General features: G+C 40.5%; 10 protein-coding genes and 1 tRNA gene. 6 read left to right on the top strand and 5 right to left on the bottom strand.

The genetic code is table 11. The annotated features are described in order from the left end of the window. Positions 1–80 precede the first annotated feature (80 nt). From IT6_RS10050 to IT6_RS10030, 5 genes are all read right to left on the bottom strand, one after another. On the bottom strand, positions 81–1,928 hold the full coding sequence (locus tag IT6_RS10050) for an ABC transporter ATP-binding protein (protein ID WP_206826538.1): 1,848 nt from the start codon (positions 1,926–1,928) through the stop codon (positions 81–83). Between the two features lie 152 nt (positions 1,929–2,080). Then, a complete protein-coding gene (locus IT6_RS10045) occupies positions 2,081–2,878 on the bottom strand; it encodes an alpha/beta fold hydrolase (protein ID WP_134438950.1) in 798 nt (265 codons plus the stop codon). 42 nt (positions 2,879–2,920) lie between these two features. After that, positions 2,921–3,649 (bottom strand): hypothetical protein, encoded by a 729-nt coding sequence (locus IT6_RS10040; protein ID WP_242524224.1) that lies wholly within the window; start codon positions 3,647–3,649, stop codon positions 2,921–2,923. After that, positions 3,649–5,205: a coiled-coil domain-containing protein gene (locus IT6_RS10035; protein ID WP_206826536.1), complete on the bottom strand. Its 1,557-nt coding sequence runs from the start codon at positions 5,203–5,205 to the stop codon at positions 3,649–3,651. Before IT6_RS10035 ends, IT6_RS10040 begins: the two co-directional genes overlap by 1 nt. A 68-nt stretch (positions 5,206–5,273) precedes the next feature. Then, positions 5,274–5,344 (bottom strand) — tRNA-Gly (locus IT6_RS10030). Between the two features lie 217 nt (positions 5,345–5,561). Here IT6_RS10030 and IT6_RS10025 point away from each other — a divergent pair. From IT6_RS10025 to IT6_RS10000, 6 genes are all read left to right on the top strand, one after another. Beyond that, positions 5,562–8,147, top strand: a complete 2,586-nt coding sequence (locus IT6_RS10025; RefSeq protein ID WP_206826534.1) for a TonB-dependent receptor — start codon at positions 5,562–5,564, stop codon at positions 8,145–8,147. 151 nt (positions 8,148–8,298) lie between these two features. Continuing rightward, the gene (locus tag IT6_RS10020) at positions 8,299–8,739 is read left to right on the top strand and encodes a hypothetical protein (RefSeq protein WP_242524223.1); all 441 of its coding nucleotides are present in this window, start codon (positions 8,299–8,301) and stop codon (positions 8,737–8,739) included. Positions 8,740–8,999: 260 nt separating this feature from the next. Beyond that, positions 9,000–10,148 carry a Re/Si-specific NAD(P)(+) transhydrogenase subunit alpha gene (locus IT6_RS10015; RefSeq protein WP_206826530.1) on the top strand — a complete coding sequence of 383 codons (1,149 nt, stop codon included), beginning with the start codon at positions 9,000–9,002 and terminating at the stop codon, positions 10,146–10,148. Positions 10,149–10,177: 29 nt separating this feature from the next. Next, positions 10,178–10,465: an NAD(P) transhydrogenase subunit alpha gene (locus IT6_RS10010; RefSeq protein ID WP_134438945.1), complete on the top strand. Its 288-nt coding sequence runs from the start codon at positions 10,178–10,180 to the stop codon at positions 10,463–10,465. A gap of 21 nt (positions 10,466–10,486) precedes the next feature. Continuing rightward, positions 10,487–11,863 carry an NAD(P)(+) transhydrogenase (Re/Si-specific) subunit beta gene (locus tag IT6_RS10005; RefSeq protein ID WP_134438944.1) on the top strand — a complete coding sequence of 459 codons (1,377 nt, stop codon included), beginning with the start codon at positions 10,487–10,489 and terminating at the stop codon, positions 11,861–11,863. A 95-nt stretch (positions 11,864–11,958) separates the two neighbouring features. After that, positions 11,959–12,540, top strand: coding sequence for a protoglobin domain-containing protein (locus IT6_RS10000; protein ID WP_134438943.1), 582 nt, complete (start codon positions 11,959–11,961; stop codon positions 12,538–12,540). Positions 12,541–12,769: the final 229 nt, after the last annotated feature.

Below are 12,769 nucleotides of genomic sequence, written 5' to 3'. Positions count from 1 at the left end.
GGGAATATTTTCATTAAGGGGAAAAAAATGCCCAAAATAAAATTTTCATTGAGTGGCACCGACAACTTCACAAAAAATATTCAAGATGGGATTCCCTCAACCGAGTTGTTCACAATGCCTTGATGAATAGCCATAGATTTAAACAACCCTTCTTGGGTGATCAATTCTCCAAAGGTCCCTCTCTGGACAATTTGACCTCGATCGATAACAAGAATTTCATCGCAATCGGCGAGCGTGGAAAGCCGGTGGGCAATAATGAGTACGGTTTTACCTTTTTCCAACTCATAAATCGCTTGTTGCACAATGGATTCACTGTGAGAGTCGAGGCTCGATGTGGCCTCATCAAGGATAATCACAGGGCTATTCCGAATAAATGCCCTGGCTATAGATAACCGCTGTCTTTGTCCTCCAGAAAGCTTAACCCCTCTTTCACCAATGAAGGTATCGTATCCTTGAGGCAATTTTTCGATAAATTCAGCTGCTCCTGCCAACTTGGCTGCTTGTTCAATTTCTTGGCGCGTAGCTCCCGATCTTCCTACAGCAATGTTTTCGGCAATAGAGCGATTAAAAATAACAACATCTTGACTCACAAGGGAAAACAGATTTCTCAGGTCTGCTATCTTAAGATCTCTTAGATCTTCTCCATCGATCAAAATGGCACCAGAAACCGGATCATAAAACCGGAAAAGCAGGCTTGTCAGTGTCGTTTTTCCCGCTCCGCTTCTACCGGCTATCCCTACTTTTTTCCCTTTCGGAATAACAAAAGAAAGATTTTTGATGACCAGCTCATTTCCATAACTAAAAGAGACGTTCGAAAATTCAATCTGCTTTTTGAATGTTTTAATCGGTTTTGCTCCAGGTCTTTCAGTGACTGTCGATTGGGTATCGAGTAAATCCGTAAGCCGCCTTGCACTTAAAGCCCCTTCCTGGATTTTCACATTGGCATCGGCTAACCTTTTGATTGGTGCAAAAAAGAGAATCGCTCCGTTAGCTATCGCCGCCATATTGGCGATGCTAATATTTTGCCATATCACACAGAGGATTAATAATGACAGAGCTAGGCTAGCTACAATATCTATGATTGGGCTGACCATGGAGCCCGCTATGGACATCTTTGCCGCATGCTTGGCTAATTCGTTGGCCTGGTGCCTAAAGGTCTCAATATTTTTCTTTTCAAGACAAAAGGCTTTAATGACATGAATACCAGACAAGGATTCAAAGAGCAAATTACTCTGTGCCACTGAAGAGGATATGATTCCCATCGATGCTTCTCTAGCCTTTTTTGCCAAACTTACAGCTGGAATGATACATCCAGGAACAAGAAGAATAGCAAGAATGGTTAGCCTCCAATCGATAAGCGCACAGGAAAAAAGAATGGCCGCTATGGTAATCGGATCTTTTGCTACATCTGTAAAAAGGACACTCACCGAATCGTAAAAGGCTTTAGTGTCATTCAAAATACGAATCGCTAGATCACCCGTGGTTGATTTATGGAAAAAATCGATGGAAAGAGAGTGTAACTTGGACAATATGGCTGTCTGGAGATCGGCAACAATTTTTGCCGCTGCAAGTGTCATAAAATAAGAATTAAGTAGCCTTAATGCACCTCGTACCAGAGCGATTAAGGGCAAAATGAAAATACCCCCACAAATCCTTTTCCAATCAAGAGGTTCTTTAGCTTTGGGAAGCCATCTTCCCAGTTCATCCATAGCCTGTTGGTAAAAATATTTTTTTGAAGGACTAACCGAAGACGCTGTGGCCTGCGGTGGCGGTGAAGAAAAATTATCGATAGCCGCCTTAAGGATAAAAAGATAGGCTCCATTAAAGGCTCCAAACAAGAAACCCGCAATCAATCCAGAGAATATCAAGGGCATGCGTCTTTTTAAAAAGGGAATAGAGAAGATTATAATCTTTTTAAGCTCTTGCATTGAATATATGCTGTTTTAATCACGCTCTGGATCGCAGCAAATCCTTCTCACTACCTTATTAATACAACTCGCTCTGCTGCCTCGATAAAAGTGATATCTCATATAACCATAAAAAGACAAAACCTTTAAATAGAACCAAGCGACATGATCTGTCAAGTGAATAGAGTATTTTGCACCTTTTCAAAAAAAAGGCATAAAAGGTCGCAAAACTCTTTGGGTTTTTCATAATGAACCCAATGTCCAGTTCCTTGAAGCCTAACACAAGAAGCTTTGGGAAAATAAAACTTTATTTTAGGGATAAATGAAGGATGAAAATAAGAGGATTTTTCACCAAAAACAAAAAGGCTTTCTCCATTGAACGAGCTATTTATTTCAGGAAAAGAATTTAATTTTTCAATCGAATTTTCGATTCCCTCCCATTTTATCCTCCATGCATATTTAGCCTTTTCATAAATAAGGTTTGTAAGGAGGAACTGCACAATCGACAAATCGTCGATTTCTTTAAAGAGCAATCGTTCAGCCTCTTTCCGAGTTTTTATATTCTCTATAGGTAGCTGCTTCAATGCCTTAAGTATTTTCAAATGCAACTCCAATCCTGCCTGTCCATAATCAACTGGAGCGATATCCTCGATAACTATGCTTTTTATCCGGCTTTGAAAAACCAGAGCCAACACCATTGCCAATTTACCACCAACTGAATGACCCACAACATGGACGGGGAAAATATCAAGATGACCAACTGTTTGCAGGATATCTTCGGCCATAAGTTGATAATCCATAAAAGTTGCCGTTGGAGACAGCCCATGGTTTCTTAAGTCAAAAGCAAAGACCTGATACAACTGGCTAAGATGACTAGCAATTGAAGCCCAATTAAAACTACTGCCATACAAACCATGAAATAAAAATACACTGTTTTTAGCTCTCCCTGTTTGTCTGAAAAAAAGCTTCACCTTGATTGAACAAATTTTTGAGGATTGTATAGTCTCTAGGTTTTATTTCTTTTTCCGGGATCGGCCTTCTTCTAACTCTTTTCTTTTAATTACCGAATAAAGGATCGCCTCTTCAAGATATTTTATCCATGGACCTTGAGGCACGTCTTTTTCTGAAACGAATCGCCAGCTTACTCTATCAAACCCATCAAGACCCAAGTATTCTTTAACCGCAGGAGAAACATCAATCCCAGACTTCGATTTGGGTCTACAGGATCCAAAAACATAACAGTAATCGTCCGCAACATAGGGACCAACATCCATCCATTGAGCATAGACCACTCTACCCCATCGATTTTTGATCTCCACCCAATGTCCTTTGCACTGAGATTTGCCATAGGAAAAGCCCCCATCATACCAAGGAATCCACCTTTTAGCTATCCGTGGATAAGCAAGGTCATTAAAGGGAAGAGCTACATAAAAGGGATTGAGAGTAGCCGCATGCGTTCCTGGAAGTAAACCGGCCCTTGCTTTAGGACTATCTTCTCCTCCATAGTTTCTAATCCAATGCTCATCCCAAGCACTTCTAAAAATGCCTTTTGGGCTCCACTGGGTGATGTCAGTTCCTATCCAGAAGACAGTAGCGGGTATATCCCTATGCCAATGGCCTTCGGGTAAAGGATCTTGACAACAATTTTTAATGCCAGCCCCTTTCTTCTCTAAAGGGTAAACAAACTCGTATAGCAAAAGGTACATTAAACCAAGAAAGAACAGACGAACTAAAAGCTGCATCACCTAAAAAGAGAAATGAATTCCCTTCTGACTTTTCTCCATGAATGAACAAGTTCCTCTTCGGCAGAACGACTTCGATGAGTTCTTCTCTTTTTAGGATGGGTTTGTGAAGAAGAGATTTGAGAGCCGCTTTTTAGCTGTCCAGGTTGTTCTTTTGGATTTTCCTTCACTTCTTTTTGTTCCAAAGGAGGAGAAACTTCCTGGAGCTGCTCTGATCTACTTTCCGTACTAGGGAGAGCTAGGGAAGATGAGGATTGATGATTTAACCCCAGGGGTTGATTCCTTGCCAACATCTTTTCTTTTTCTTTGGCTAATTGCTGTTCTAACTCTATAACCCTTTTCTGAAGGGCAACGTTTTGACTCGTAACAGATCCCAAGAGTTGCTCCTCTCTTTTTTTACTCCGAGCAAGTTCTTCTTCAAGTTTGTTGACCCTGCTTTTCAACGCTTCCATCTCTGTCGCATTTTCCGTGGTCCTTGTTTGAAGGCTCTGAATCTCACTCTTCTTGGAAAGCTTTTCCATCTGCTGCTCAATCTTCTGCATATGTTCTTTTAAAATATTAAGCTGTTGGTAATCCACTAGGGAGGGATTAAGTTGGGCCATCCGATACTGCTCCTGCTTAGCTTGAGCAAGTTCTGTTTCCAACTGTTGAACTCGCTCTTCAAGAAGGACTACTTGTTTGGCTTTTGTACTTTGTTCCAGGTTTTTTTGTATAATCTGGAGTTGTTCATCCTTCATATGCTGAAGAGCAAGCTCAAGGGATTGCACTTTTTGGGTAAGATCCCTCATTTTGGCCACTTCACTTTCAGCCAGCTTGGCATTTGTTTTCATCGCATTTGCCCTTCTTAATTCTTCTTCCAACTCATTGAGTCTTTTCTGCAGGCCGAGCACTTCTGACTTGTCCCTATTTTGTGACTTAGCTTGGGCCAGCTCTTTTTGTAAAGAACTCACCGAAGCGGTTAACTCATTGATCCTTTCTTGCTGAGCTTCAAGTTGCTTTTTTCTGGCCGCCTTAGCTTGAACAAGTTCTTTTTGAAGGGTTTGAAAAAGATTTTGAAGTTCCATTGCCTGCTTGTTCGTTTCAGGGTTCGTTGAAGACTGGGATCTCTCTTTTTCTAAACTAGCTAACTTATCTTCAATTTCCTTAAGCCTGTTTTCTAAAGCCTTATTTTCAGCCGACTCCTCCGCTATAGAGGGTTGCGTCTCGCTAACCGGCAGGCCTGCCAACCTCTTTTGTATTTCTTGCTCTTTATCTTGTACATATTTCAAGCGGTAATCCACTAGCCTTGGTTCCCATTTTGGGTTACTTTTCTTCAATTCAAGGAGTTTACTCTCAGCTTCTTTATACTTAGAAGAAGCTTCCCTATAATCATGCTTTTCTAAACTTCTATCTCCCTCTTGAATAGTCACATAGATATCCAAAAAAAGATCCTGGGGAACAAGAGGTGAACTTTTAGATGAAGGAGCAGAAATTCCTTGTTGAAGAGACAAACAAAACACAAAAAACAATTGTAGAATAAAGAACAAAAAAAGTCTTTTAATTACAAATCTACCCATACATCTCTTTCATTCACTAAAAATATAGCCATCTGTGTTGAACAACAATGACAAAAAAGAAAAAAAAGAGCGGGTGAAGGGAATCGAACCCTCGCTTCAGGCTTGGGAAGCCCGTGTTCTACCATTGAACTACACCCGCTAAGAGGAAATTCCCCAGAACTATCCTATAGGCATAGTTTGTCAAAATCTTATGGGTTTGTCAAAACTCAAAGCCGATCATTTTCTTTTCAGTTCGTCATTGCAGTTTTTTTAGCTACTGCATGCAAATCGATTAAATCCTGGCATAAAATTAGCTTGTGTATTATTTAAAAAACATGTGTCTTTTATAAATTACATATTTTAAAAAGTCTATTGTAATGAAAATTTTATTTATCTTTACGCATTTGAAGATCAAAGATCTTTTTTCTCTTTTTCTTGCCCCGCAAAGAGCTGTTATCATTTTTTTAAGCCTCTGCTTTTGGCCCTCAAACCAAGGATATCCGGATAATACCTCTTCTTTGCCCCTGAATCCAAGTGCGGCTACAAATAGTCCAGATTCAGCGGACACAACAGATTCGACCGTTGGAAGTGATAAAAAAACAAAGAATAAACAGACCAATTCCCTTCCAGAAATTACTGTAACAGCGGTAGGACCCAATGAAAATATCTTGCCTACCGCCCATTCCAATACCTCGGTCTATGCCATACCCCTGGATGTCATCGATATTCCTCGAAATGTGACACCGATTTCCCATGGATTGGCACAGTCAGCTGGCATAGGGCAGTTTGGATATCTAGATCCGCTTTCTACAGCTTTCATTGTCCCTGCCGCTCTTACTCAAATAAACTACGGTATTGCCAGTGCCCCCACCATCCGTGGACGTAACGGGCTAACCCTAATTAATGGGATTGAAGAAACTTTGAACAACAACTCCGAACAAAATATCCCATGGAACTACAACATGGTTGAATCCATGGATATTGTTGAGGGACCTTCTAATGCAGTCTTTGGAGCGACACAAGTTTCTGGAGGTTACATCAATTATATCACCAAGCAGCCCTACTTCGACAATTTTCGAGGTTACGTGTGGGATACAATTGGAATGTATCAAGAATACATGTGGGGAGCAGACATTGGGGGGCCTATCGACAAAGATAAGAAATTGGCTTACCGGTTTAGCTACATGGGACAAGAAAACGGCAGTTATTACCAATATCAAAGAAATGATCAGCAAAATTTTTATTTAGCTCTGGGTTATCATCCTCAAGACTCTTATTCTATAGACCTCTATGCGGATTTAGGAACCTACGATTTTACCCCAATGTGGGGAATGATCAATAGACCCACTCAACAATTAATTGATAACGGTCTTTATTTCCCTGGAGCGCTCTCCCCTACCCTTGCCAACACTGGGATAGTCAACAACCCTCCAGCCTCTTCTTACCTAGGTACTCCCGTAGGGATTAGCCGCAGAAATGTCCTACTCAACCCAACCGATGGAGGCTATGGAACAACCGGGCTTACTCAAGTCATACAAAGGCTTTCCATCAATGAAGACTTCCAAATCATAAACAATACCTTTTTTTGGTATCACAACGATCAATGGATCCTCCATCCCCTTTTTTACGACGAATCTTGCCGAGGTGATTATGAAATTGACAACCGGACTGAATGCCGACTTAACATTTACAGCCTTCCTCAAGAGAATGGAGAAAAGAGCTATCCTGTTATAGGCCATCTCCTTTTTTCCCATGCCCTAGATACAGGAATAGAAATGCATTATCAAAAAAATCTCGATTACAATTCCGACTCTTTTATCGTGCTTAATAGTTATAGTCTTATCAACCAAAATCCATTGCTCTGGAATGCGGAACTATCAAAATATTTTCAAGCACGGATTGGTAATCCCAAAGCTCCTTTTGGGGGTGAATGGCCTATTCCGGGGGCTCCAGCTGGATACTATTTTGAGCCAGCCAATTTGGCGGCTGGAAGCACAGACTGCCATTATGGAGCCGTTTCTCCTTTCTTGCTGGATAATATAAATATAACCGATAAGCTTTCTCTCATTCTAGGAGCCCGGGCAACAGGTTATTTTATTTCTGCACAAACTCCCCCTGGAACCCCCCCTATCCTCTTTCAACAGCTTTCAACTACTCAACTTACTCCTCTTGTGGATGTGGGAACAGTATACAAAATTTTTCCATGGTTAAGTGCTTATTTCGATTTTAACTGGGGATATGTCGTAAATGCCGCAGACATGGGAGGGTTTTCCCCTTTTTTCGGTCCCTCACAGTTCCACTTGCTCAACGAGCTTTATGAAGGTGGTTTTAAATTTGATCTCCTCAATCATTCCCTGTTTGCTGCCGTGGATAGCTTTTCCCAGTTCACCTATCTTAACAATAGGACTGGACCAGCCACCCCATCCACCGTCAACGGTTTTGAGGCCAGTATAAATTACCAACCTAACCGCCATTTCTGGGCAAAGCTCGGTTATGCCTATATGCATGGTACAGAAGACTGGACCTCTGTGGGGCATGGACCTCCCATGTATCAAACTTATTCGACAGCTTTGGCCCTGCAGTCTAATCTCCCCTTGAATAACAACCAGATGTATCCAGCAGGTATTTACAATTTTTTAGGCTTTCCAGATCAAATTTTCAGCGGCCTTATCACCTATAGACACGATAGCGGTATTGGAATAACCATGGGAGCGCTTCTCATGAGCGAACAGTATTTAGGATACAACTATACAACCCACATCCCTACGCAGTTCATCCTCAATTCCACCCTTTTTTATACCGCTCAGAGATGGGAAGCTAGGCTTTATTTTTATAACTTTACTAACGAACCCTATTGGCTTGCTTTTGGCATGGGAGCAAACGGAACAAGAACATTTAATTATGAAGATATTGTAGCCGGAATGCCTTTTTGGATTCAAGCCACTTTGGTTTATAAGTTCTGATATAAGCCACCAGTGGATAGTTTATTCGAATACTAGATTTAATCGATTTTTCTGGCTATATTATTGAGTGAATAAAAGTTTAATCTTTTTGATTTTCCCTTTTTTGTTCATTTGTGGAAATGTCACAAATCCCCAGAGTACTGCTTATAATATGGAAGCGATTAAACAAAAAGTGTCAGATTTTCTTTATAAAGATCTATTCCCGGAAGCGGGCGAAAAATTAACTATTTTAAACATAGAAACGAAAAGAAAGAAAAACTCAGCCGAAGTATTCGTTTCATGGCGTGCACATCTTGTAGATGATGGGCTTCATTATAAGCCCCTTTTTCATCCTCCATCGACATTAGACACTGAAGAAATCAATGGAGCTGGACGATTCCAATTAAAAGATAACTCTACCCTTGATTTCAACGCTCCCATAACAAAAGAAAGCCTAAAAAATTGGCATCAAAAACTTCTCAAAGTAAGGGATCTGATGAGACAAGTTGTTACGCTTCGGTGCATGTATTTTTGTCGGCATAATTATGGAAGCAATACAGAAAGCGACTTAAATCATGCCCTTGAAGAACTCCACAATCTTTCCATTAAATAAAAATCAAGAAAAACTTCAAAACGCTTCAGCTAAATCTTTTTTTCCTTCCCTCAGATAACACATGGGCAAAGGATTAAAAGATTTCTTTTATTTTGAAACAATAGAATTTTAAGCTATTATGGAGTTTTGTTTATACTACTCGTTAAGAGGGATCAAAAAAAACAGTAAATTGATTAGAAAAAAACAGAGCAATCTAGACTTGATTTCTTTATGATAAAATAATAGTGTCCTATTCCTTCATTAAATGAGAAGTAAAAATTATGGCATCCCTTGGCATTCTTAAAGAAAAAGTCCCCGGTGAAAATCGGGTTGCCATAGTCCCTGAAGTTCTTCCCTCTTTTTTAAAATTAGGATTAGAGGTTTTTATTGAATCTGGGGCTGGAGCTGGTGCAGGCTATTTCGACGAGTCCTATGTCGATAAAGGAGCTAAAATTTTAGCTCATGGCTATGATGTCCTTAAAAAGGCAAACATTATCTGCCTTATTCATCCTCCTCGCTTAGAAGATATCGCTTATTTCGCTGAAAATTCCATTCTGATAGCCTTATTATACCCACTGTTAAATCTTGATCTAGTCAAGCAGATCGCTGCCCGCAACCTTACCGCTTTCTCTCTTGATCTCATCCCCAGGATTAGTAGGGCACAGTCTATGGATCCCTTAAGTTCTCAAAGCACCGTTTCTGGTTACAAATCAGTTATTCTAGCAGCCCATACTCTTCCTAAATTCCTGCCGATGCTCACCACCCCAGCAGGAACGATCCCTCCCTGTAAGGTCTTTATTATTGGCGCTGGAGTTGCTGGCTTACAGGCCATTGCCACAGCCAGGAGGCTGGGCGCTTTGGTGGAAGCTTATGACATTAGACCCATAGCTAAGGAGCAAGTTGAAAGCTTGGGTGCTAAATTCGTTAATTTACCCATTACTGCTCAGGATGTTGAAGATCGATCAGGTTATGCCAAGGCTCAATCCGAAACATTCTATTCTAAGCAACGCCAGCTTATTATTGATCAATGCAAAAAGGCGGATATCGTTATTACCACCGCTCTTGTTCCAGGAATAAAAGCTCCAAAGCTCATATCCAAGGAAGCCGTTGAAAACATGAAACCGGGCACTGTTATTGTTGACCTTGCCGCAGAACAGGGAGGAAATTGTGAACTGACTGTCCCTGGGAAAACGGTTGTTCACAATCATGTTGTCATTCATGGCCCCTTAAATCTTCCCTCTTCTATGGCTCCTCAAGCAAGTCTATTTTATGCAAAGAATATCCAATCCTTTCTTTCACTTTTTTTTAAAGAAAATAAATTATTTATTCACTGGGAAGATGAAATCATAAAAAATACATTGGTTGTTCGAGAAGGGAAAATTGTCCATGAGAAAGTTCTCGGTGCCTTGAACCAAAAACTACATGAATAAGTTTTTATATCACAAAGGAGGATTAATCCATGACATTGGGTGATTGGCTTACCGATTTTTACGTCTTTGTTTTAGCCTCATTTTTGGGATTAGAATTAATACGCAATGTTTCACGTCTGCTCCATACCCCTCTGATGTCTTTGACCAATGCTATCTCTTCGATTTCTTTAGTCGGTTCCCTTGCTCTTACTGGAGAAGGAGAAAAAACATGGGTAATTGTTTTAGGCACTATAGCTATCATATCTTCTTCGATTAATGCTGTAGGGGGTTTTTTAATTACCGATAGAATTCTTAAGATGTTCAAGAAAAGCAAATAAGCTTGGTGGAGGAAAGGGGTCATGGAGAACATCATTCAATTCGTTTACATCTGCTCTGCTGCACTCTTCATTCTTTCCCTTAAATGGATGAGCGAAGTCAAAACATCGCGCTGGGGAAACTGGGCAGGAAGTGCAGGCATGGCATTGGCAATTGTGGCTACTCTTCTTAAGCCCGATATCCACGGCTATCTCTGGATAGCCATAGGAATAGTCATAGGCGCTTCTATCGGTACCCCCATGGCTGTACTTATGCCCATGACGGCTGTTCCCCAAAGAACAGCTCTATCCCATGCATTTGGAGCCTTGGCAGCAGGTCTTGTAGGAACAACTGAATATTTTCTCAAGGCCAGTCAGCTTTCTCTACCCCAACTGGTTGTTTTGTCCATAGAGGTGTTCCTTGGGTTTTTGACTTTTACGGGTAGTCTACTGGCCTTCGGAAAGCTTCAAGAAATTATCCCTACTCGACCTATTCTATACCCGGGAAGAAATTATGTGAGTTTTTCAGTTTTTGCTTTCTGTTTGCTCCTCAGCGCCTATATGATTTTTCAAGCTGGCTATCATCCCCTGCTTTTCATTTCTTTAATCATTTTTTCGCTCCTCTTTGGAATCCTTTTAGTATTGCCTATTGGAGGAGCGGATATGCCAACAGTCATCTCGATTCTTAACGCCTACGCTGGGCTTTCTTCTTCGTTCATGGGCTTCTTACTTAACAACAAGTTGCTTATCATTGCTGGTGCCTTGGACGGCAGTTCCGGTCTTATCCTTTCAATTCAGATGTGTAAGGCGATGAATCGCTCCTTTACGAATGTTCTTTTTGGAGGAATGGGGCAGGTCATTGACGTTGTTGACCCTTCAAGAGATGGTAAAGTGGTCAAAAGCCTTTCTCCTAAAGAAGCTTCTATTTTATTTGAAGCGGCTAAAAAAGTCGTCATTGTCCCTGGATATGGTATGGCCGCTGCTCAAGCACAGCATGTGGTCAAGGAATTGACCGATGTCTTAGAAAATAAAAGTATCGATGTCAAATTTGCGATTCATCCAGTGGCTGGCAGAATGCCTGGTCACATGAATGTTCTATTGGCTGAAGCTGACGTGCCTTATGATAAGCTTGTCGAAATGGAAGAGATTAATCCGCTTTTTCCAGAAACAGATGTTGTTTTAGTTGTTGGTGCTAATGATATTACTAACCCTGCTGCAAGAAAGAATCCTGGATCCCCTTTATACGGCATGCCCATACTTGATGTTGATAAGGCTAAACAGATTCTTTTTATTAAAAGGAGTATGTCAACGGGATTTGCAGGAATTGACAATGACCTCTTTTATTCACCCAAAACGATTATGCTTTTCGGAGATGCAAAAAAGGTTCTCAATGATCTTGTTGTTTCGATCAATTCCCAATGAATAGAGTTCTTAAGTTTTTCTGATATATTCTTAATCTTTTTCCTTGATTAATTTCATCTCTTTTCCTATTTTTCTTTCACTATTCTCCTCCACCCATGAATACTAATCTTAAAGAACTGACCCAGTCCATTCTTGAGATGATTCCAACCCAATTAAGGTTTAACTCCCATGATGAATCGGTTTTTCAAAGATTAAAACCTTTTCATGAAAGAATTGCAGAAAAAGTCGTAAAAGGATTCTATGATGTTCTTTTTGAATACCCAACCACTCAGACTATTTTCAAAGCTGGAGAAAGACCCTTACGTGAACCCGATTTACAACATTGGTGGCAGAAAACTATAACGGGCCCATTCGACCTTGGCTATTGGTCTTGGCAATCAGCAGTTGGAGTTATCCATATTAAAAGAAAAGTCAAAAACCCAATGATGCTCTCCATTTGGGGTTGGATTTTAATGACCCTGCAAAAAGAATTTGCAACAAACTTTTCTCCCCATGAAGTCTTTGAATTCATGGACAGTTGGCATAGGCTAGCCATCACGGTTGAATCCCTCATTGCTGAAAGCTTCCTACATAATTATATCGTTGCTTTAGCCCAATCCACTGGAACTGAGCTTGCTCTTCTGGATAGACTTGTAGCCATTGAAGTTGCAGATATCGATCCAAAAAAGTTAGAATAACTGTTTTTTTTAAGTTGTTCCTTGGTACTATCCCAATCACTTGGCCTTTCTCTCCAGGGATTTCTACGTCAAAACCAAAAAGAGAACCTTTTGTAAAGAACAACAAAGAGGCTTCTTCACAAAGTCGGTACGGATAAAAACAGCTATTTCTTTCTTTAAAAGTATACTCGCCCTATAAGCCCTTCATCCGATCATATACCTAGGAGATAGAGACCAAAAATAGTATTTA

It is taken from the genome of Methylacidiphilum caldifontis, assembly GCF_017310505.1.
GTDB lineage: Bacteria > Verrucomicrobiota > Verrucomicrobiia > Methylacidiphilales > Methylacidiphilaceae > Methylacidiphilum > Methylacidiphilum caldifontis.
Note: the sequence above shows the minus strand (reverse complement) of the source record. Positions and strands in the feature narration are given on the sequence as shown.

Coding starts and splice junctions, on each gene's coding strand:
- IT6_RS10050 (WP_206826538.1), bottom strand. CDS start 1,928: ATGCAAGAGCTTAAAAAGATTATAATCTTCTCTATTCCCTTTTTAAAA.
- IT6_RS10040 (WP_242524224.1), bottom strand. CDS start 3,649: ATGCAGCTTTTAGTTCGTCTGTTCTTTCTTGGTTTAATGTACCTTTTG.
- IT6_RS10035 (WP_206826536.1), bottom strand. CDS start 5,205: ATGGGTAGATTTGTAATTAAAAGACTTTTTTTGTTCTTTATTCTACAA.
- IT6_RS10025 (WP_206826534.1), top strand. CDS start 5,562: ATGAAAATTTTATTTATCTTTACGCATTTGAAGATCAAAGATCTTTTT.
- IT6_RS10020 (WP_242524223.1), top strand. CDS start 8,299: ATGGAAGCGATTAAACAAAAAGTGTCAGATTTTCTTTATAAAGATCTA.
- IT6_RS10015 (WP_206826530.1), top strand. CDS start 9,000: ATGGCATCCCTTGGCATTCTTAAAGAAAAAGTCCCCGGTGAAAATCGG.
- IT6_RS10010 (WP_134438945.1), top strand. CDS start 10,178: ATGACATTGGGTGATTGGCTTACCGATTTTTACGTCTTTGTTTTAGCC.
- IT6_RS10005 (WP_134438944.1), top strand. CDS start 10,487: ATGGAGAACATCATTCAATTCGTTTACATCTGCTCTGCTGCACTCTTC.
- IT6_RS10000 (WP_134438943.1), top strand. CDS start 11,959: ATGAATACTAATCTTAAAGAACTGACCCAGTCCATTCTTGAGATGATT.